This is a genomic window from Limnohabitans sp. T6-20, assembly GCF_003063505.1.
Taxonomy (GTDB): domain Bacteria; phylum Pseudomonadota; class Gammaproteobacteria; order Burkholderiales; family Burkholderiaceae_C; genus Limnohabitans_A.
This window is the reverse complement of the sequence record NZ_NERW01000001.1, coordinates 1,208,477-1,229,002: the sequence shown is the minus strand read 5'-3', so window position 1 is coordinate 1,229,002 and position 20,526 is coordinate 1,208,477. Positions and strand designations below refer to the sequence as shown.

The following is a 20,526-nucleotide window of genomic DNA, read 5'->3' as shown; positions in this document are numbered from 1 at the left end:
GCGCCAAGGAGAAGTTCATGCGTCGCTTCTTACTGACCATCGGGCTGGCATTGGCCGCGTGGGGCGTTGCCGCCCAGACGCAGGTCCCTGCAGCAGCCCCCGCTCCAGCAGCTGCCCCGGCTGAGACCAGCTTGGGCGTGAAAAGCGCCAACGTCTTCCAGATCGCACCGGGTGCCGATGCCGATCCGAAATACAAAGACCAAACCAACGCCGAGCGCGGCCAGGTCCAACCCGGCAACAACGCGCCCATGTGGCGTGCGGTGGGGCAGGGCGTCACCGGCTACAGCAGCCTGCCCAAAAGCCAGGCCCCCGAAGCGGGCAACCTGATCCAGCCTTTTGTGCAATACCCCGGTTCTCGCTTGGCATCGGCCGGTGAGTCGTGGCGTCAGGTGCGCAACAAAATCATCATTCCTTATGGTGCTGCTTTGTTGCTGATCGCCGTGGGTGCCATGGCCTTGTTTTATTTCAGCAAAGGCACGCTTGAGCTGCATGGCCAGGAAACCGGTCGCAAGATCGAACGCTTCACCCCGTTTGAGCGCTCGGCCCACTGGGCCAACGCCATTGCCTTTGTGACCCTGGCCATCTCCGGCATCGTCATGGCTTATGGCAAGTTTTTCTTGTTGCCCATCATTGGCAGCACGCTGTTTGGCTGGCTGACCTATGCCCTGAAAAACCTGCACAACTTTGCCGGCCCTCTGTTCGCCGTGTCTTTGGTGGTGGTGTTTGTCACCTTCCTCAAAGACAACATGCCCAGCAAGGATGACCTGGTCTGGGTACTCAAAGGCGGTGGTTTGTTTTCGGGCACCGAAGTGCCTTCACACCGCTTCAATGCCGGTGAAAAGGTGGTGTTCTGGGGCGGCGTGCTGTTCCTGGGCGCCATCGTGGTGGGGTCGGGCCTGGTGCTCGACAAGCTGATTCCCGGCCTCATTTATGAGCGCAGCACCATGCAAATCGCCAACATGATTCACGGTGTCGCCACCTTGTTCATGATGGCCATGTTCATCGGTCACATCTACATGGGCACCATTGGCATGCGCGGCGCTTACAAGGCCATGCGCGAAGGCTATGTGGACGAGACTTGGGCCAAAGAGCACCACGAACTCTGGTACGACGACATCAAGGCAGGCAAGATCCCGGCGCAGCGCTCAACCCCTGCTGCTGCCTCCGCACCTGCTGCATCTACGGCTTCGGTTTGAGCCAGGAGAACATCATGAAAAAATACCTGCTTGTCATGTCTGCACTGGCCATCAGCTTTGGTGCAATGGCCAAACTCCCCGCACCGAGCGAAGAAGCCAAGGCCAAAGCGGCCGAAGCGGCTGCCAAAACCTCGCACGGCAACAAAGTTGCCGACTTCCAGCTGTGCAAGTCCCGCGAAAAAGTAGCGGCCCACTACCACAAGACCCACAAATCGGCGGCCAAATCCACCGTGCCTGCCACACCGGCTTGCGTGGACCCTGGTGCCTACAAGCCAGCAGAGCAGACGGCTGCAGCGCCTGCTGCTGGCGCAGCCCCTGCACCTGCGGCCAAACCCGCAGCTGCAGCACCCGCCAAAAAAGGCTGACCTCATTCAACCTGTTTGCTGCAAATCCCCCGTCGGCAACGGCGGGGGATTTTTGCGTTAGGCTCAAGCCATGTCTGTTGTTTTGAACGCTCCTGTTGCTGCCCCGGCACTGCCCAAACCCCGCCTCACCCATGCGCGGGTCGCACTCACCCGCGCGGTGACTGTGTGCAATGAGTTTGGCGAGACATCCGAAACTCAAATCCCTGCAGAGCGGGCGCTCACCATTTACCTCGACAAAAAAGAGCTGGTGACTTTGATGACTTTGGGCGGGCAGGCTGAACTACTGGTGCTCGGTTTCTTGCGCAACCAGCGCCTGATCGACTCGGTGGATCAAATCGAATCCATCACCGTGGACTGGAGTCTGGGCGAAGGCGAGATGGGTGAGCCCGGTGTGGCTGCCGTCAAAACCCGCCCGGGTGCCCAAGTCGTGGTCGAGCGCAGCGCCGACCGCGTGGTGACCACCGGCTGTGGCCAAGGCAGCGTGTTTGGCGACCTGATGGCCCACATCGACGAGATCGAATTGCCGTCAGCCCAAATCACACAGGGCCAGTTGTACGGCTTGGTCAACGCCATCCGCGTGCAAGAAACCACCTACAAGTCTTCTGGCTCTGTGCACGGCTGTGCGTTGTTTCAGGGCGAGCAGATGCTCATGTTCGTCGAAGACGTGGGCCGTCACAACGCGGTGGACACCATCGCTGGCTGGATGTGGATGAACGACATCGATGGCCAAGACAAGGTTTTTTATACGACAGGCCGCCTGACCAGCGAGATGGTGATCAAGTCTGCCCAAATGGGCGTGCCCGTGGTCGTGTCCCGCAGCGGCATCACACAAATGGGCCTCGACGTGGCCAACCGCCTGGGGCTGTGCGCCATCGGACGCGCCACCAACAAACGCTTTCTGTGTTTCAGCGGCGCAGAGCGCTTCGTCTGGCAACCTGAGCTGGCCCGATAAACCATTCGCGAGCAGGGGCTCGCTCCCACGAAAACCCAGAAGCGCTGTCCCTGTGGGAGGCTGCCCCTGCAGCCGAATGTTTGAACGGGCTCAATCTCACCTGTGGGAGGCTGCCCCTGCAGCCGAATGTGTGAATTGGCTCCAGCAAAGATTCGCGAGCAGGGGCTCGCTCCCACAAAGCGCCAGATGCCCTGACTCTGTGGGAGGTCGCTCCTGCGGCCGAAGGTTTTTCAAAGCCACATCGCATCCCAATGCGGGTAATCGCCCACCCGTTTCACCAAACCAGCTCTAAGTGGATTGGTCACGATGTATCGGGCCAAGGCTTGAAGATCTTCATCTTTGCGCATCGCACGGTCATGAAAGCCTGGCTGCCAGATGGGCTGACCTAATTCACGAGACACGAGCGACTTCACGCCTTGCACACAGCGACCCAAATCCACCTCTTCGCCCAGTTGCATCAGCCAGTGCAAATGATCGGGCATGACCACATACGCCGGCGGATTCAACCGGTCGATGCAACATACTAACCACCGCGAAAACGGAAGGAGTGTTGCAGATGAAGCGACGACCAAGGATTTACTATTCCGATAGCCAGAAAGCGCTGATGTGGGAGCGCTGGAAACAAGGCTGTTGACGCCGACCGAAAACTGACCATCTAAACCTAGTAGTGCCGACTCAAAATTGACCAGGGTGTTCAACTGGCCTGCTGAAATATTCAGCAGGAGAGCAAGAAGGTGATCACCATGGAAATGATAGGTAAGGTCAGGCGCATGAAGTTGCGCGAGCAACTCTCCAATAGCGAGATCGCCAAGCGCACAGGGCTGTCGCGCAACACGGTCAAAAAATGGCTCAAGGCCCCGGGCGACCAGGCTCCCAAATACAAAAGGCAAAGCGGATTCACCAAACTCAGCGCGTTTGAGGCGACGTTGGTGCAGGCGCTCAAAGCCGATTCCCATCGACCCAAACATGCCCGGCGCAGTGCGCGGGCGTTGTTGGCGCAGTTGCAGGCGCAGGGCTATCGGGGTGGCTACAGCCGATTGACGGATTTCATTCGGGGTTGGCGCGAGCACGAGGGCAAGGCGGCATCCAAGGCGTATGTGCCTTTGAGTTTCGAGCTGGGCGAGGCGTTTCAGTTTGACTGGAGCGAGGAAGGATTGCTCATTGGTGGGGTGTACCACCACATGCAGGTCTCACATCTCAAGCTGTGCGCCAGCCGGGCATTCTGGGTGGTGGCCTACCCCAGCCAGGGACACGAGATGCTGTTTGACGCGCACACCCGCAGTTTTGCAGCGCTGGGCGGTGTGGCGCGCCGGGGCATTTACGACAACATGAAGACGGCGGTGGACAAGGTCAAGAAAGGCAAAGGTCGCATCGTTAATGCCCGCTTCAATGCGCTGTGCAGCCACTACCTGTTTGAGCCGGACTTTTGCAACGTTGCTTCGGGTTGGGAGAAAGGGGTGGTGGAGAAGAACGTGCAGGACAGCCGCAGTCGCATCTGGATAGAGGCTGGCACCAAGCGTTTTGGCTCGTTTGTGGAGCTCAATGCCTGGTTGGCTGAGCGCTGCCGCTCGATCTGGGCCGAAACACCACATCCGGAGCACAAGCAGTTCACGCTGGCCGAGATGCTGGATTTGGAGCGGGAGCACTTGATGAGCATGCCCGAGCCGTTTGATGGGTATGTGGAGAATCCGGCCCGGGTGAGCAGCACCTGTTTGGTCAATGTGGCGCGCAACAAATATTCGGTGCCGTGCGAGTGGGCTGGGCAGCTGGTGAGTACAAGGCTGTATCCGGGCCGAGTCGATGTGGTGGCCCAAGACGCCATCGTGGCCAGCCACACGAGGCTGACCAACCGGGCGCAAATCAGCTACGACTGGCAGCATTACATCGATCTGGTGCAACGCAAGCCGGGGGCGCTCAGAAACGGCACGCCGTTTATGGACTTGCCACCTGCGCTGCTGAGGCTGAGGCAGTCGTTGTTGCGCCATGCGGGCGGTGACCGGGTGATGGCACAGGTGCTGGCCGTGGTGCCGCAATCGGGGCTGGACGCTGTATTGTTGGCGGTGGAGGTTTTGCTGGAAGGTGCCACGCCCAACGGTGGCATCAGCGTGGAGCATGTGCGCAACGTGTTGGCGCGCTTGAGCAGTCCACCGATGCCGCAGCAAGCCGAAACATCGCTGCAGCTCAGTGAGGTGCCACTGGCCAACACGGCGCGCTACGACGACCTGCGGTCCAGCGTGGAGGTGACGCATGACTGAGCACAAGCCAACACAGCGGGACATCCAGGCCGAACTCAAAAGTCTCAGGCTCAGCGGCATGGCCATGGCATGGGCGGATCTGGTGGAGCAAGGTGGCAATGCCGAGCTGCACGCATCTCGCTGGCTGATCGAGCACTTGCTGCAGGCCGAAGCAGTCAATCGCCACATGCGATCGATTGCGCATCAAACCAAGGCGGCCCGCTTCCCGGTGCACCGGGATTTGGCGGGCTTCAACTTTGAGGCCTCGCAAGTGGACCGGGCATTGGTGCACAAACTGGCCGATCTGTCGTTCACGCAGGATGCGCAAAACGTGGTGCTCATTGGGGGGCCGGGGACGGGCAAAACGCACCTGGCCACGGCACTGGGTATCTCGGGGCTGACGCAACACGGCAAAAAGGTCAGGTTCTACTCGACGGTGGACCTGGTCAATGCGCTGGAGCAAGAGAAGGCGCAAGGCAAGGCGGGTCGGCTTGCGCTGAGTTTGTCGCGCATGGACTTGGTGGTGCTTGATGAGTTGGGGTATTTGCCGTTCAGCCAAGCCGGAGGGGCCTTGCTGTTTCACTTGCTGTCCAAGCTCTATGAACGAGTGAGTGTGCTGATCACGACAAACCTGACGTTTGCCGAATGGTCGAGCGTGTTTGGGGATGCCAAGATGACGACGGCGCTGTTAGACCGGTTGACGCACCACTGCCACATTGTGGAAACGGGCAATGAGTCCTACCGGTTCAGGCACAGCTCCAATGAGGCCAGAGGCAGAATTAAAGCCAGGGAGCAGGCAAGCAAAGCGAAGAGAAAGGAGCTGCAGGACGACAATTGAACTTATAGTTATCCACAGCCAGCCGACATAAAAGCTGGCTCAAGCCCCTGGTCAAAACTCAATCGGCACAGGTGGTCAATATTGGATCGGCGTCAACAATCAAAGAGTTCCTTTTGGTACGGGGAATATGCTCCGAGCATCAGAGCCCCCGTAGTCAGCACCATCTGAAAGCGGACGAGAAAACCACCCTCTGAAATACCCCCGAACGGAATTACTCCACCGTCACGCTCTTCGCCAAATTCCTCGGCTTGTCCACATCCGTCCCCCGCGCACACGCCGTGTGATAACTCAGCAACTGCAGCGGCACCACATGCAAGATCGGTGACAGCACACCGTAGTGCTCGGGCATGCGGATGACGTTGACGCCTTCGCTGCTTTCGATCTTGGTGTCACCATCGGCCAGCACATAGAGCACGCCGCCGCGGGCTCGCACTTCTTGCATATTGCTCTTGAGCTTTTCGAGCAGCTGGTCATTGGGCGCGACGGTCACCACGGGCATGGCGCTGGTCACCAAGGCCAGTGGGCCGTGTTTGAGTTCACCTGCCGCATAGGCTTCGGCGTGGATGTAGGTGATTTCTTTGAGCTTGAGTGCACCTTCGAGGGCGATGGGGTAGTGCGTGCCCCGGCCCAGGAACAGCGCGTTTTCCTTGCTGGCGAATTCTTGTGCCCAGGCGATGACCTGCGGCTCCAGCGCCAGCACGGCTTGCAGCGCGGCGGGCAGGTGGCGCATGGCTTTGATGTGCCCGGCTTCCTCTTCGTCGCTCAAGCGGCCTTTGGTCTGCGCCAGCGCCAGCGTGAGCAAGAACAAGCCTGCCAGTTGGGTGGTGAAGGCCTTGGTGGAGGCCACACCGATCTCGGCCCCGGCGCGGGTCACATAAGCGTGTTTGCATTCGCGCACCATGGCGCTGGTGGACACGTTGCAAATGGTGAGCGTGTGCGTCATGCCCAGGCTCTGCGCGTGGCGCAACGCGGCCAGTGTGTCGGCGGTCTCGCCGCTTTGGGTGATGGTGACGATCAGCGTGTTGGGGTTGGGCACCGATTCGCGGTAGCGGTATTCGCTGGCGATCTCGACCTGGCAGGGCACTTTGGAGATCGCCTCGATCCAGTACTTGGCCACGCAGCCGCTGTAGTAGCTGGTGCCACAGGCCAAGATCAACACGTTGTCGATGGCCTTGAAGGTGCTGTAAGCGCCGTCGCCAAACAACTCGGGCGTGATGCCTTCCACGCCTTCGAGCGTGTCGGCAATCGCACGCGGCTGCTCGAAGATTTCTTTTTGCATGTAGTGGCGGTAAGGACCCAGCTCGGCCGCGCCGCTGTGTGCGTGCACGGTCTTCACGGCGCGGGTCACGGCCTTGTGCTCACGGTCCACCACCCAGTATTTGCCCAGCTGAATGTCGACCACGTCGCCCTCTTCCAGATAGACGATCTGGTCGGTCACGCCGGCCAGCGCCATCGCGTCGCTGGCCAAGAAGGTTTCGCCTTGGCCCACACCCAGGATCAGCGGAGAACCTGCGCGAGCGCCGATCACGCGCTGGGGCTCGTCTTTGTGGAACACGGCAATCGCGTACGCGCCGTGCAGTTGGCGGATGGCGGTTTTGACGGCTTCAAAAATATCGCCGTCGTACACGCTGTCCACCAGGTGGGCGATGACCTCGGTATCGGTTTGGCTCAAAAACACATAGCCCTTGGCTTGCAGGGCGGCGCGCAGTTCTTCGTGGTTTTCGATGATGCCGTTGTGCACCAAGGCCACTTTGCCCGGCTTGGCATCTGCCGCGCCCGTGCCGTGGCTGAAGTGCGGGTGCGCGTTGTGCACAGCGGGTGCACCGTGCGTGGCCCAGCGGGTGTGGGCGATGCCGGTGCCGCCTTCGATGTGGTCAGCGGTGACCTGGTCCATCAACTCAGCCACGCGCGAGGTGCTGCGGGCGCGCTGCAAGCCGCCAGTTTTGCCGTTCAGGCTGGCCGCGTGCACAGCCACGCCGCACGAGTCATAACCCCGGTATTCAAGCCGTTGCAGGCCCTGCACCAGCACGGGAACGATGTTGCGGGAAGAAACGGCGCCGACGATGCCACACATGTTGAAGCTCCTGAATGGGGTGTTTTCACAAAACTGGTGGGATGTTAGGCTTGCTCACTTGAAATTTCAGATCAATATCAAGACTTCTTTAGATTTAAAATTTCACAAAAATCTCATATTGAAATTAAATTTCAATAAAATACGATTCATGGAACACAACGAGCTCGACTCTATTGACCTGCAACTGCTGAACGCCCTGCAACGCGATGCCAGCATCAGCAATGTGGCGTTGGCCGAGCGGGTCAACGTCTCGCCCCCCACCTGCCTGCGGCGCGTCAAACGGCTGACCGAGGGCGGCTGGATTGAGCGGCAAGTGGCGGTGCTGAGCGCCGACCGTCTCAGCCAAAGCCTTGGCCACGGCCTCACGGCGTTGGTGGAGGTGTCGCTGGACCGGCAAGGCAGCGAACACCTGGATGCCTTTGAGGCCCGCGCCGTGGCGCACGATGCAGTGCAGCAGTGCTGGCGCGTGTCGCCCGGCCCCGACTTCATGCTGGTGGTGCAGGCCCACGACATGCCGCATTACCTGGCCATCAGTCAGACGCTGTTCACGCAAGACGCCAATGTGCGCAATGTGAAAGCGTTCTTCGCCACCAAGCGGGCCAAGTTCACCACCACTTGGCCATTGCTGAAACCGCCTGCTGCTTAAAAAACCCGATCGCAGCCGCCGCGATTAGGGCTTCGTGGGAGCGCGCCACTGCGCGCGAATGCAGGTTCAGCGAAAGCACCCGAAAAAAAGAAGTGGTCGATTCACCGTTCGGCTGCAGGGGCAGCCTCCCACCAAAACCCGGTCAGGCCGCATCCCCCACTGAGCAGCTTCAGGCCTTGGGCTTTTTGGCAGGCCGCACCCAGTTGGCGATGCTGATTTGTTTGCCGCGTGCCACGCTCAAAGCGCCGGGCTCGGTGCTCTTGGTGATGGTCGATCCGCCGCCCACGGTGCCGCCTGCGCCAATGGTCACCGGGGCCACCAGCACGCAGTTGCTGCCGATGTGCACGTCGGCTTCGATCACGGTGCGGTGCTTGTTGGCCCCGTCGTAGTTGGCGGTGATGCTGCCCGCGCCGTAATTCACCCGCTCGCCCACGGTGGCGTCGCCCAGATAGGCCAGGTGGTTGGCTTTGGCGCCTTTGGCCAGGGTGGAATTTTTGACCTCAACAAAGTTGCCGATGTGCACCTCGGCCCCCAGCTGCGCGCCGGGGCGCAAGCGGGCAAACGGGCCGATCAACGCGCCCTCGCCCACCGACACGCCGAGTTTTTCACCGTCGATGTGGGTGAAGGGGTGGATGACCGCGCCGGTGGCGATGATGCAGTTGGCCAGCACGCAGTTCGCGCCCACCTTCACGCCCTCGCCCAAAGACACCTGGCCTTCAAAAATGCAGTTCACGTCGATCTCGACGTCTTGTGCGCAGTCGAGCTGGCCGCGCAGATCAAAACGGGCCGGGTCTTTCAGGCGCACGCCCTGCTCCATGAACCGGTGGGCCTGGCGCAGCTGGTGGGCACGCTCCAGCTCGGCCAGTTGCACCGGGCTGTTGATGCCCGCCACTTGCAGCGCATCGGCAATCTTGTGGGCCACCACAGGCACGCCGTCGGCCACAGCGAACTTGACCACGTCGGTCAGGTAGTACTCGCCCTGGGCATTCTGGTTGTCCAGACGGGCCAGCCAGGCTTTGAGCAGACGCGCAGGCACGGCCATGATGCCGCTGTAGACCTCTTTGATTTGGCGTTGCGCCTCGGTAGCGTCTTTGTGCTCGACGATGGCCTTGACGGCATCACCATCACGAACAATGCGGCCATAGCCCGTAGGGTCGGCAAAGTCGATGGTGAGCAGCGCCAGCTTGTCGCCGCCGCACTGGGCGATCAGCGCTAGCAAAGTATCAGCCTGGGTCAGCGGCACATCGCCCGACAGGATGACCACCACGCCATCGTCAGCCAACGCGGGTACAGCCTGCTGCACGGCGTGGCCGGTGCCCAGCTGCGGCTCCTGGCGCACGCACTGCACCGCCAGCGCCTGCCCGGAGGCCAGCAGCAGTGGCTCGACCTGGTCAGCCCCATGGCCGGTGATGACCACCGCCGAGCGGGCGTTCAGCTGCGCCGCCGTGTTCAGCACATGCTGCACCAGCGGCACCCCGGCCAGACGCTGCAAGACCTTGGGCAGGCGACTTTTCATGCGGGTGCCTTTGCCTGCGGCCATCACGACCACATCAACAGGAAACGGGGTGTTCAAACTCATGGATTTCTTTCAAAAGCGGGGCCGGGCTCAGGGCGCGGCGCACCCCGCAATTATCGCCAGACTGGCGGCCCGTCCCTGCCACTTGAGCACGGTCAAGTCGCGGAGATCTGCATGGGTGGACAATGGCGAAAATAGTTCTTGAATATTGGCCACTCAAGCCGATACAAGCCCAATACCTTTCGGAGCTTTGCATGCGATCACCTTTTTGGCTGGCGACCCTGTTCGCGGCGACCTGTTTTCTGGCCGCTTGCGGGGGCGGAGGGGGTGGGACGCCTGTCAGTGACGCACCAAATCCTGCCAGCTCGGTCAGCACCACCTGCGACTCCCGCATCTTATGGGCCGCCAATCCTGCGACATCGGGTACGGCCATACCGGACAACAACACAAGCGGTATCTCCGTCACTTGGGACAATCAAAATTGCAGCCTGACATCCGTCTCTTCTGCCACACTCGAAATCTGCCTGAACCACCAGCGCCCTGCGGACCTCGTGTGGAAAATCACACCACCTTCCGGCAGCCCACTGACCGTGACAGCCCCTACCGACTGGAACGCGACAGGAACAGCCTGTGATTCCGGCCAAGGCAAACTCCAGCGCATCGACCTGCTGCCGACGGTTCAGTCCAGTGTCAAAACCCTCGGCCTTTGGACACTCAACGTCAGCGACCAAAATGCAGGCGATGTGGGGACATTGATTCAGTGGCGGGTCGTTGTTCAAGGCCTGAACTGATGCGAGCATGGCTGATCTGCCTCTCGCTGCTGCTGTTGCAAGGCTGCAGCGCCATCAAGCTGGGCTACCAACAGCTGCCCGCGCTGTCTTACTGGTGGCTGGACAGCGCCATCTCTTTCAATGACGCCCAGACCGACCGAACCAAAGACGCGCTGGCCAGCATCTACCAATGGCACCGCAGCCAGGAACTCGCCACTTACCAAGACCTGTTGCAGCGCAGCGTCGAACTCAGCCAAGGCCCGGTGCAGGCCAGCCAGGTGTGCAGTGCATGGGCTGACATACAAACCAAAATGGACCGAAGCATGCGGGTGGCCATCACCCAAGCCGCCCCCGTGGTGCAGATGCTGGGACCTCGCCAACTGAGCCACCTGGCACGGCATCAGGAAAGCAAAAACGAAGACTGGGACAAGCAATGGCTGCAAGGCAGCGCGAGCGAACGCCTTGAAAGACGCCTGGAGAAAACACTGGAGCGCTACCGTTCTTTTTATGGCGATCTGAGCGCTGCGCAAATTGCACTGATCAAAACGCAGGTCAGCCAGTCGGTGTGGAGCCCCGAATGGGGTCGGCACGACCGCTTGCGCCGTGAACAAGACCTGCTGTTCACTTTGCGCCGCCTCTCAAAAAGCGAGCTGCCCGCAGACCAGGCTGAAGCCGAGTTGTGGGGTGTCTGGCAACGCTGGTTCATGCCCCCCGACGAAGCGGGCCGCGCACTGGTGCAAAAAATGACACAACAAGCCTGCGACAACCTGGCGCAGCTGCACAACACCACCAGCCCCGAGCAGCGGCTGCGTGCGGCACGCACCCTGCGCGCTTATGTGCGTGACATCAAAGACCTGATCAAACCCTGACCCCCAAAAAACAAAACCCCGCCGGATCAGGGCGGGGTTGTGGTTCGGGCTCGGGCGGATGCAGCGCTTCAGCTTTGCAGCGCTTTCCACATTTCCATGTCGCGCTCGGCTGTCCAGATGCGGGGGTTCTTGATCCCGCTGGCTTCGTCATACGCTCGCGTCACGTCAAACGGCAGGCAGTGCTCGTAAATGAACACATGGCCAAAGATCGGATCCATGCTTTGGCGGGTGTGGGCCATGGCGGCTTTCAGGTCCATCTTGGCGGCCACGGCTTCTTTGCCTGCCTTGTACAAGGTCTCGACCCAGCGCTTGGTGTAGTCCAGCGCCTTGTTGACGTTGGCATTGCCCTTCATGGCTTCGCCGCGACCGGGCACGATGAACTCGGCCTTCAGGGCGCGCAGGGCTTCGAGCGTGGCAGGCCACTCTTCGAGTTGCGCGTCACCGGTGTACACCCCGGCTTCGTACTCGACCAGGTCACCCGAGAACAGCACTTTTTCTTCTTCCACCCAGGCAATCGTGTCGCCACGGGTGTGGCCCGGGCCCGGATGCCAGATCTGCACCACCACACCGCCCAGGTTGATGCTGAGCTTGCCGGGCACTTCGCCTTTGGTGGGGTTGCCGCCATCGACCACCATGGTGGGCCAGGTCAGGCCAGGCACGCTGTCAGCGCCACGGAACAGGCGCGGGAAGCGCTCCATCTCGCTCTTCATGTCTTGCGCGCCACGCTCTTTGATCAGGCCCAAAGTGCCTTCGCTGGCGATGATCTCGGTCGCGCCTTCGGCGGCGTAGGCGTAAGCGCCCAGCACGCGCACCGCATGGTAGTGGGTCAGCAGCACGTACTTGATGGGCAGGTCACTGACGGTGCGGATTTTCTTGATCAGGTCTTGCGCCATGGCCGGGGTGGCTGTGGCGTCGCTCACCATGATGAAGCGGTCACCAATGATCACGCCCGAGTTGGGGTCGCCTTCGGCGGTGTAGGCCCAGCAATGCTGGCTGAGTTGCTCGAAAGTGATCTTCTTTTCGTCCAAGTCGGCTTGACTGGCGAAGGCTTTGGTGGGGGCTTTGGTCGGGGCGGTGGACATGGCAGTTTCTCCGGTCAATGAATGGTGTGGATTTTACCTAAACGAAATGAATTACGGATTGGTAAATGACAGATCTTCAAAATGTCTTTGTGGGAGGCAGCCCCACGAAGAGCTGCAACGCTTCTTTTTGCCGTGAAAGGTTGCCCTTGCAACCGAATGACACAGACTCTCTCCCTGTGGGAGGCCGCCCCTGCGGCCGAATGCCTGCATGCCTTTGGCAGACATTCGCGAGCAGGGGCTAGCTCCCACATGGAAGCCCCAAAGAGATGGCAAGAAACTCAGCCCAAACCCTTTTCCAGCATCGAAATGACCTCTTCGGCAAAGGCCGCATAGCTGATCGGGCCGCCCGGGCGCAGCCAGGTGAAGGTCCAGTTGATCATGCCCAGCAGCATCATGGTCAGCGCGGTCTGGTTGGTCGGGGTCAGGCGCTCGGGGTAAGCGCGCTTCATGAAGCGGGTCATGGCGGCCACGATGTCGCGCTGGCGGTTGAGGATCAGGTCCCTGGGCGAGACCAAAGCCGCGCCCAGCGCAGGGTCGGGCGCATCGCTCAAAAACTGCGTGTCGTTGAGCAAGGCTGCGTGCCGGGTGGCCGAGGTTTCGTATTCCTGCAAAAACGCCCGCACCAGCTCGTGCAGCGTCGCCCGCTCGTCCAAGTTCTTGCGCTGCGCAGTCGCCTCCGTCTGCGCAATCAGCGCCAGCAGGCGCTGGGTGTGGCGGTCCAGCAAGTCAAACAGGATCGCCTCTTTGCTGTCGTAATAGTGGTACAGCCGCGCTTTGGACGTGCCACACGCCGTGGCGATCTCGTTCATGCTGGCCGCAGGGTAACTGCGCTGGGCAAAGCATTGCGCCGCGATGTCGAGGATCGCGTCGCGCTTGATGTCGTGGGTTGCTGATTTGGGTCGGGCCATGGCGGCATTCTGCCAGCCACAGCCCAAGGCCCCCACTGAGTCGGACACTGAATCGGGTACTCAGTTGGGCACGCAGTCAAACCATCAGGCGGGCAAGTCACCTGCGGTCAGCCCGCCCAGCCGAGGGCGGCACAGCCCACGCGCCAGCCTGGCACTGGCCCCGCCCACCTGCCCCCAGGCTTGCAGCCATTGCCTGAGCAGTTCAGGCAAAGTGGCCTGGGGCAAGCGCTGCAGCGCAAGGCCCGGCGGCATTTCGCGCCAGTCAAAGTGCAGCGTCTCACCGCTGTGGCGCGCTTCCATGACCAAGCGAGCCCCGGCGGGCACGTCAATGATCTGCCCGGCTTCCAGAAAATGGTCGCCATCGCTTCGGGCCCCACGGTCGATGGGTTTTTCCCAAGTGATCCATGCCGTGCCTTGCACCATCAGCAACTGGCTGTCCTGGCGGGGCAGCAGGCTCATGGCGCGCCGGGGGGCCAAGCGCCAAGTGCCTGTCCAGCGGACAGTTTTCAGTTTTTGACAGTCTTGCAAAGAAGTGCACAGTGCGGATTCAGACATCTCCATCTCCAGGGTGATCGCGACGCCGACAAAAGCGTCGGTGCATTCATGATGCAAGCCAAAGCATTCAGCGTCCAATGAAAATCCTCACCTCCATTGATGCGCCAAATGCATGAATGAAAGCGCGCTGCGCCCGTATCATGGGCACCACCATGCCGCCCTCCCCCGCCCCAGCTGCCCGCACCCGTCCGATCTCGATGAGCTATCTGAGGGCGTTTGACGCCGTGGCCAGACACCTGAACTTCCGGGTGGCGGCAGAGGAGCTGGCCCTGACCCAAAGCGCGGTCAGCCGGCAAATCCAGGCGTTGGAGCACGAGGTCGGCACACCGCTGTTTTTGCGGCACACCCGCTCGGTGGAGCTGACCAGCTCAGGCAGCTTGCTGCACCGAACAGCCAGCGCTTCGCTGGAACGCATCGATTCGGCGGTGCGACGCATCCGCCAGAGCACCGGACGCCAAAGCGTGTCCATCACCACCTGGGCTTCGTTTGCCAGCATGTGGTTGATCCCCCGGCTTGAAATATTCCAACGCGAGCACCCGGACATCGACATCCGGATCGATGCCACCGACGCCGCCGTGGACATGAACAACACCGATGTGGACCTGGCTTTGCGCTACGCCAACCCCAGCCAAATCAGCGGCTCCGCAGAGCGCCTGTTTGGCGAACAACTGACCGTGGTCGCCAGCCCGTGGCTGTTGAAATCACAGCCCATCCGCAACGTGGCCGATTTGATGCGCTGCACGCTGATCGAAGCCGGCGATGCCTACCGCACCCAACACATGGAATGGCTAAGCTGGCAGCGCTGGCTGGACACCTTCAGCCCCCATGCCCCCGGCAAAACAGCCGCCCCATCTCCTGCGCGCTGGCTGTATTTCAACTACGCCCACCAGATCGTGCAGGCGGCGCTCACCGGCCAAGGCGTGGCCTTGGCACGTCAGCCCTTGGTGGCCGAGAGCCTGGCCAACGGTGACTTGGTGGAAGTGTTGCCCGAGATGCGGCTGAGCTCGCCGCTGGCTTATTGGCTGCTGGTGGCACCCCGCAGCAAGTTGCGCCCCGAAGTGCGCGCCTTTTGCGATTGGCTGCGCCAGCAAGCGGACAACACCCGCCTGGCCACGGGCGACGTGCCTGACCCGGAAACGCTGGCCTCCCCCGATTGAGGTCCATCGACAGAGGTCACCCAAGCCCGCGTCAAACCGGCCACACCACCCCGTTGTCGTTCAGGATCGCGTCCAGCGGCTCGTCGTGGTCTTCGGGCTCCAGGTCGTCCACAAAGCCATGGGTATAGCCCAAGCCCACCGTGAACGGCTTGGGCTGCAAGGTGGCCAGGGTGCGGTCGTAAAAACCGCCGCCATAACCCAGGCGGTAGCCACCAATGCCGTAGCCCACACAGGGCACAAACAACAAGGTGGGCACGATGACTTCGGTGTCTTTGGGTTTGGGGATGCCGTAGGCGTCCTCTTCCATGGCACAACCGGGATACCAGGTGTGGAACGTCAGGGTTTTGTGCTGCTTGTTGACCACCGGCAGGCCGATGCGGCGGCGTTGGGGTTCGCCGTTGAGTTCGCCGTCTTCTTTCCAGCGGTGCAGCACGGGCAAGGGGTCAAATTCACCCTTGATGGGCCAATAGGCGCCGATCACGGTTTCGGGTCGGTCAAACAGCCAAATGCGCATGACACGCTGCAAGGCTTCAGCCCGCGCCTGGCGGTCGGGCAGGTTCAACCTTTCTTCAATCAAGGCTTTCCGTAAGGCTTTTTTAGCGTCAGCTTTGTCCATAATCGACCCATGAAATTCACTCAGATTCTGACACTGGTTTGTGCATTGACCGCGACAAGCCTCTGGAGCGCCGCCGCCCAAGCCCAAAACAAGGGCGACGACGTCATCCTGGAGATGCAGCAGGCCTTCAAAAAAGGCGACAAAAACCGCTTGTCTGCCTTGCTGCCGCAAACCCGTGGCCATGTGATGGAGCCTTTGGCGGCCTATTGGGAAATGCGCGCCCGGCTGGACATCGCCCCTGAATCCGAGATTCGCGGCTTTTTGAACGCCTACTCAGGCAGCTACTACGAAGACCGCTTGCGCACCGACTGGCTGCTGCAACTGGGCAAGCGCCGCGACTGGGCCACCTTCACCGCCGAGTACCCGCGCTACCGCATGCGCGACGACCGCGAGGTGCGCTGCTACGCGCTGGCCACCGAAGCCATGAACAGCAAGGCGAACGTGGCCGAAGAAGCCAAGCGCCTGTGGTACGCCCTGCGCGAGGCCGACGACGGCTGCACCTATGTGGCCGAGCATTTGCACTCGGGCAAACAAATCAACGGACTGGACCTGTGGCGCAAGGCGCGGCTGGCCATGGAAGCCAACCGCCCCCGCCCGGCACAAGCTGCCGTCGACATCGAAGCACCACGCTTGTCTGAACAAGTGGCCCTGATCTACGCCGACCCTGAGCGGTATCTGGACAAACGCATCATCGCCATCACCAAAAGCCGCAAGGAGCTGGCGGTGCTGGCCCTGATCCGCCTGGCTGCCAACCAGCCCGACAAAGCGGCCGAACTGCTGGACCGGCACTGGTCGATTCAGCTGAGCCAGGAAGAGCGCAACTGGACTTGGGGCGTGATTGGCAAGCAAGCTGCGCAAAAACTGCAAGACAACGCCAGCAGCCACTTTGCCAAGGTACAAAAAGACAGCGACCTGAACGACGACCTGTTGAGTTGGAAAGTGCGCGCCGCCTTGCGGCAAGGCCAATGGCGTCAGGTGCTCACCGCCACCCAGGCCATGAGCCCCGAATCGCAAAAAGACCCGGCATGGGTGTATTGGCGAGCACGCGCCCTGATGGCCACAGCGCAAGACACGGCCCAGCGGCAAGAAGCCCAAGGCCTGCTGCGCAGCATCGCCAGCGTGCGGGGTTTTTATGAGCAACTGGCCCTCGAAGAATTGGGGCAAGCCATCACCCTGCCCGAACGCCCTGCCGCCCTGACCCCGCAAGAAAAAGCCGCCGCCCTCATCAACCCCGGCCTGCAGCGCGCCTTGTACGCCATCCAGATGGGGCTGCGCCCCGAAGGCAACCGCGAGTGGAACTACAGCACCAACCTGCACACGCCCGGCGGCATGAACGACCGCGAGCTGCTGGCCGCTGCCGATCTGGCTTGCCAACGCCAAGTGTGGGACCGCTGCATCAACACCAGCGACCGCACCAAAGACGCCATCGACTTTGACCAGCGCTTTCCGATGCCGCTGCGCGAGATCGTGGTGCGCCGCTCGGGCGACATCAAGCTCGACCCGGCTTATGTGTATGGCCTGATCCGCCAGGAAAGCCGTTTCGTCATGGACGCCCGCTCGCATGTGGGGGCCTCGGGCCTGATGCAGGTGATGCCCGCCACCGCCAAATGGACCGCCAAAAAGATCGGCATGACCGGCTTCACGCCCGACCAGATCACCGACCGCGAAGTGAACGTGGCCATCGGCACGGGTTACCTGAAACTGGTGCTGGACGACTTCGAGGGCTCGATGCCTTTGGCCACAGCGGCCTACAACGCCGGGCCGGGTCGATCGCGCACGTGGCGCAACGGCCCGGTGCTCGAAGCGGCCATCTGGGCCGAAAACATCCCGTTCCAGGAAACCCGCGATTACGTGAAAAAAGTGCTGTCCAACACCACCAACTACGCCGCCATCCTGACGCGCCAACCCCAGTCACTCAAAGCCCGCCTGGGCTCGGTGGGACCGCGCACTTCGACCGTGGCCGAGGTGAACAAGGATTTGCCTTGAGTCTTGCAGGCCAGGGATAACAGGCATTCGCGAGCAGGGGCTCGCTCCCACATGAATACCCCATCAGGCCGCCCCAGTTTGGTGGGCAGGCTCTGCGTGATGGACAAGCTCTGCGTGGGAAGCTGGCTCTGCGTGGAAGACAAGCTCTGTGTGAGGGACAAAAGCTCTGTGTAGGAGACGGGCTCTGCGTGGGAGGCCGCCCCTGCGGCCGAAGGCGGAATCAGGCCTGCGGCGCTGGACCCAACAAAGCATCCAGATTGGCCTGGATTTTTTCTTCAATCTTGCCGCTGTAAGCCCCCAGCAAAAACCCCAACTTGATCTGCAAGTCAAAGCGGGTGGCGCTGACGGAGAGCTCTCCACTCACACCGCTGCGTTCAAAGCGCATGCGGTCCAAGGCCTCTCCAGGCTCTGAAGCGCAGGTCATGCCCCAATCTTGTTCGGCCTGCTCGCGCCAGCGTTCGGCCACCAAGCGTGCGCCGTCCAGGCCCAGGGTGTGTGCTCGTTCAATTTTCAGTTCAGGCATGGTGTGCAAAGGGGGTTACGTGGATGTTCAGGCCTTGGCTGAGGCCTTGGCCGCTGCATTGGCGACCGGCTTGAAAGCCGGGTCGGCAGCCACCTCCACCAGGCAGTCGTAAAACACGGGCGCACGGCCCAGGTCGGTCAGGTGCTGGCTGGTCAGCTCATTCACATTGGTGCCGTTCAGGCCCAGCTTGCGCCACCAGATGCCCAGTCCGTTGACCACACCGGGCCGCGCCCGCTGGTTCAATCTGGCTTTGCAGTGGTAAGTACCCCGGTCGTTGAACACCTTGACCACCGCGCCGTCGGCAATGCCACGCGCTGCCGCGTCTTGGGGGTGCATCTCCAGCACCGGCTCGGCTTCGATGTCGCGCAGGCTTTGCACGTTGACGAAGGTGGAGTTGAGAAAGTTGCGCGCAGGCGGCGAGATCATGGCCAGCGGGTAGCGCGCATCGCTGCCAAGCACTTCGTAATTGGGCACATGGTCGGGCAGGCCATCCAGCCCCTGGTCGGCTAGGCGCTGGCTGAAAAACTCACAGCGACCCGAGGGCGATGGAAAGCCACCCTCGGCAAACGGCGCATCGGGCACGGGCAATGAAGCAAAGCCATTGGCCAACAGCGCCTCAAAATCTTTGTTATCGCCAATGGCGCTGCGGCACAAGCTCTCGTCGGTTTCGGCAAAGCATGGGTCGTCAAACCCCATGCGCTGAGCCAGCGCCCGAAAGATGTCGGTGTTGGTGCGTGCACCGCCCACAGGCGCAATCGCTGGGCGGTTCAGCAACACATCGGTGTGGCCGTAGCTGGTGTGGATGTCCCAATGCTCCAGCTGCGTGGTGGCGGGCAAGATGAAGTCGGCATAGTCGGCCGTATCGGTCTGAAAATGCTCCAGCACCACCGTGAACAGGTCTTCGCGGGCAAAGCCCTGCACCACCTTGCCCGACTCGGGCGCAATCGCCACCGGGTTGCTGTTGTAAACGATCAGGGCTTCGATTTGCGGGCCAAAATCGGGCGAAGCCGGGCGCAGCAAATCGTCACCAATGGTGGTCATGTTGATCGTGCGCGGGCGGCGCTCGCCCAGCAAGTCGGGCCGCTGCAGGGCCGCTCGCCGCACCGGAAAATGCCCCGAGCTGCTGAGCAGCAAGCCCCCCGCCCGGTGCCGCCAGGCACCTGTCAACGCAGGCAAGCAGGCAATCGCCCGCACCGCGTTGCCGCCACCGCGCACGCGCTGCATGCCGTAGTTCAGGCGAATGGCGGCGGGCTGGGTCGTGCCCCAGTCGCGGGCCAATTGGCGAATTTGCAGGGCCGGCACGCCGCACACGTCGGCCGCACGTTCGGGCGTCCATTGCAAGGCGCGCGCTTTCAGGGCGTCCCAGCCCAAGGTGTAGCGGTCGATGTAGTCCTGGTCCAACCAGCCATTGACGATCAGCTCGTGCATGAGGGCCAACGCCAGCGCGGCGTCGGTGCCGGGGCGCAGGGCGATGTGTTCGTGGCATTTTTCGGCCGTTTCGCTGCGCCGGGGGTCGATGCACACCAGCTTGGCCCCCTGGCGCTTGGCCGCTTGGGCAACGCGCCAAAAGTGCAGGTTGCTGCCAATCGAGTTGCTACCCCAGATGACGATGAGCTTGGATTCGGCAAAAAACTCGACCTTCATGCCCACCTTGTTGCCCAAGGTCTGCGTCAGGGCTTCGGCCCCGGCAGAGGCGCAAATCGTGCGATCCAGGAGCGATGCGCCCAACTGGTGAAAAAACCGCGCCGCAATCGACTCGCTTTGCACCAAGCCCATGGTGCCCGCGTAGCTGTAGGGCAGGATGGCCTGCGGGTGGCGTGCGGCGATGGTTTTCAGGCGTGTGGCAATGCTGTCCAGCGCTTCGTCCCAGCTCACAGGCTCGAACTGGCCCGAGCCCTTGGGGCCGACACGTTTTAAGGGTTGCAGCAAGCGGTCCGGGTGGTAGATGCGCTCGGTGTAGCGCGAGACCTTGGTGCACAGCACGCCGTCGGTCTGCGCGTGCGCCGGGTTGCCTTGCACTTTGGTGGCACGACCGTTCTCCACCGTGGTCAGCAAGGCGCAGGTGTCGGGGCAATCGTGCGGGCAAGCGCCGCGCACCAGGGTGGTGGCAGGGGTGTGGTTCATGGGGCGATGGCGGTCAACATGTCAGAAGCCGATTGTCGCGCAGCCCAGCATGCGCCGTAGGCCTCGCCAACATTCGCGAGCAGGGGCTCGCTCCCACAGGGAGGGCAAGTCAGCG

19 protein-coding genes are annotated in these 20,526 nt (G+C 61.6%); 10 read left to right on the top strand and 9 right to left on the bottom strand.

The features are described from left to right. Nucleotides 1-17: 17 nt before the first annotated feature. The 3 genes from B9Z33_RS05915 to B9Z33_RS05905 all read left to right on the top strand — a co-directional run bounded on the left by B9Z33_RS05915 (nt 18) and on the right by B9Z33_RS05905 (nt 2,513). A complete protein-coding gene (locus B9Z33_RS05915) occupies nt 18-1,196 on the top strand; it encodes a formate dehydrogenase subunit gamma (protein WP_108286191.1) in 1,179 nt (392 codons plus the stop codon). Between the two features lie 14 nt (nt 1,197-1,210). After that, nucleotides 1,211-1,561 carry a hypothetical protein gene (locus B9Z33_RS05910; RefSeq protein ID WP_108285981.1) on the top strand — a complete coding sequence of 117 codons (351 nt, stop codon included), beginning with the start codon at nt 1,211-1,213 and terminating at the stop codon, nt 1,559-1,561. A gap of 70 nt (nt 1,562-1,631) precedes the next feature. Beyond that, nucleotides 1,632-2,513 (top strand): formate dehydrogenase accessory sulfurtransferase FdhD, encoded by an 882-nt coding sequence (locus B9Z33_RS05905; protein ID WP_108285980.1) that lies wholly within the window; start codon nt 1,632-1,634, stop codon nt 2,511-2,513. A 230-nt stretch (nt 2,514-2,743) separates the two neighbouring features. Here B9Z33_RS05905 and B9Z33_RS15700 read toward each other — a convergent pair whose 3' ends face one another. Then, nucleotides 2,744-3,211, bottom strand: coding sequence for a transposase (locus B9Z33_RS15700; protein ID WP_233252739.1), 468 nt, complete (start codon nt 3,209-3,211; stop codon nt 2,744-2,746). A gap of 45 nt (nt 3,212-3,256) precedes the next feature. Between B9Z33_RS15700 and istA the strand changes: the two genes are divergently transcribed. Together istA and istB are read left to right on the top strand one after the other, a co-directional pair. After that, a complete protein-coding gene (gene istA, locus B9Z33_RS05895) occupies nt 3,257-4,768 on the top strand; it encodes an IS21 family transposase (protein ID WP_108285979.1) in 1,512 nt (503 codons plus the stop codon). Next, nucleotides 4,761-5,585 (top strand): IS21-like element helper ATPase IstB, encoded by an 825-nt coding sequence (istB, locus tag B9Z33_RS05890; protein WP_108285978.1) that lies wholly within the window; start codon nt 4,761-4,763, stop codon nt 5,583-5,585. Before istA ends, istB begins: the two co-directional genes overlap by 8 nt. A gap of 211 nt (nt 5,586-5,796) precedes the next feature. Here istB and glmS read toward each other — a convergent pair whose 3' ends face one another. After that, on the bottom strand, nt 5,797-7,659 hold the full coding sequence (gene glmS, locus B9Z33_RS05885) for a glutamine--fructose-6-phosphate transaminase (isomerizing) (RefSeq protein ID WP_108285977.1): 1,863 nt from the start codon (nt 7,657-7,659) through the stop codon (nt 5,797-5,799). Between the two features lie 148 nt (nt 7,660-7,807). Between glmS and B9Z33_RS05880 the strand changes: the two genes are divergently transcribed. Continuing rightward, the gene (locus tag B9Z33_RS05880) at nt 7,808-8,305 is read left to right on the top strand and encodes an Lrp/AsnC family transcriptional regulator (RefSeq protein WP_108285976.1); all 498 of its coding nucleotides are present in this window, start codon (nt 7,808-7,810) and stop codon (nt 8,303-8,305) included. Between the two features lie 169 nt (nt 8,306-8,474). Here the strand turns inward: B9Z33_RS05880 and glmU are convergent, their stop codons facing one another. Then, the gene (gene glmU / locus B9Z33_RS05875; RefSeq protein WP_108285975.1) at nt 8,475-9,884 is read right to left on the bottom strand and encodes a bifunctional UDP-N-acetylglucosamine diphosphorylase/glucosamine-1-phosphate N-acetyltransferase GlmU; all 1,410 of its coding nucleotides are present in this window, start codon (nt 9,882-9,884) and stop codon (nt 8,475-8,477) included. Between the two features lie 122 nt (nt 9,885-10,006). On the opposite strand from glmU, the gene B9Z33_RS05870 reads away from it, so the two are divergent. Continuing rightward, the gene (locus B9Z33_RS05870; RefSeq protein WP_108285974.1) at nt 10,007-10,612 is read left to right on the top strand and encodes a proprotein convertase P-domain-containing protein; all 606 of its coding nucleotides are present in this window, start codon (nt 10,007-10,009) and stop codon (nt 10,610-10,612) included. Next, nucleotides 10,612-11,460: a DUF6279 family lipoprotein gene (locus B9Z33_RS05865; protein WP_108285973.1), complete on the top strand. Its 849-nt coding sequence runs from the start codon at nt 10,612-10,614 to the stop codon at nt 11,458-11,460. The genes B9Z33_RS05870 and B9Z33_RS05865 overlap by 1 nt, the downstream gene beginning before the upstream one ends. Before the next feature lie 68 nt (nt 11,461-11,528). Here the strand turns inward: B9Z33_RS05865 and B9Z33_RS05860 are convergent, their stop codons facing one another. The 3 genes from B9Z33_RS05860 to B9Z33_RS05850 form a co-directional block, all read right to left on the bottom strand. Then, nucleotides 11,529-12,542 carry an MBL fold metallo-hydrolase gene (locus B9Z33_RS05860; protein ID WP_108285972.1) on the bottom strand — a complete coding sequence of 338 codons (1,014 nt, stop codon included), beginning with the start codon at nt 12,540-12,542 and terminating at the stop codon, nt 11,529-11,531. Nucleotides 12,543-12,820: 278 nt separating this feature from the next. After that, nucleotides 12,821-13,450: a TetR/AcrR family transcriptional regulator gene (locus B9Z33_RS05855; RefSeq protein ID WP_108286190.1), complete on the bottom strand. Its 630-nt coding sequence runs from the start codon at nt 13,448-13,450 to the stop codon at nt 12,821-12,823. 84 nt (nt 13,451-13,534) lie between these two features. Further along, complete coding sequence (locus tag B9Z33_RS05850) at nt 13,535-14,005, bottom strand: DUF2917 domain-containing protein (protein ID WP_158270181.1); 471 nt, start codon at nt 14,003-14,005, stop codon at nt 13,535-13,537. Between the two features lie 152 nt (nt 14,006-14,157). Here B9Z33_RS05850 and B9Z33_RS05845 point away from each other — a divergent pair, with 152 nt between their 5' ends. Further along, nucleotides 14,158-15,162 carry a LysR substrate-binding domain-containing protein gene (locus tag B9Z33_RS05845; protein ID WP_108286189.1) on the top strand — a complete coding sequence of 335 codons (1,005 nt, stop codon included), beginning with the start codon at nt 14,158-14,160 and terminating at the stop codon, nt 15,160-15,162. A 31-nt stretch (nt 15,163-15,193) separates the two neighbouring features. Here the strand turns inward: B9Z33_RS05845 and B9Z33_RS05840 are convergent, their stop codons facing one another. Further along, a complete protein-coding gene (locus B9Z33_RS05840) occupies nt 15,194-15,778 on the bottom strand; it encodes a 5-formyltetrahydrofolate cyclo-ligase (RefSeq protein ID WP_108285970.1) in 585 nt (194 codons plus the stop codon). A gap of 9 nt (nt 15,779-15,787) precedes the next feature. Here B9Z33_RS05840 and B9Z33_RS05835 point away from each other — a divergent pair, with 9 nt between their 5' ends. Next, the gene (locus tag B9Z33_RS05835; protein ID WP_108285969.1) at nt 15,788-17,764 is read left to right on the top strand and encodes a lytic transglycosylase domain-containing protein; all 1,977 of its coding nucleotides are present in this window, start codon (nt 15,788-15,790) and stop codon (nt 17,762-17,764) included. Between the two features lie 220 nt (nt 17,765-17,984). Here B9Z33_RS05835 and B9Z33_RS05830 read toward each other — a convergent pair whose 3' ends face one another. Further along, the gene (locus tag B9Z33_RS05830) at nt 17,985-18,287 is read right to left on the bottom strand and encodes a polyhydroxyalkanoic acid system family protein (protein ID WP_108285968.1); all 303 of its coding nucleotides are present in this window, start codon (nt 18,285-18,287) and stop codon (nt 17,985-17,987) included. A 27-nt stretch (nt 18,288-18,314) separates the two neighbouring features. Next, entirely contained in the window at nt 18,315-20,411 is a 2,097-nt protein-coding gene (locus B9Z33_RS05825; protein ID WP_108285967.1) for a molybdopterin-dependent oxidoreductase, read from the bottom strand. Between the last annotated feature and the right edge of the window lie 115 nt (nt 20,412-20,526).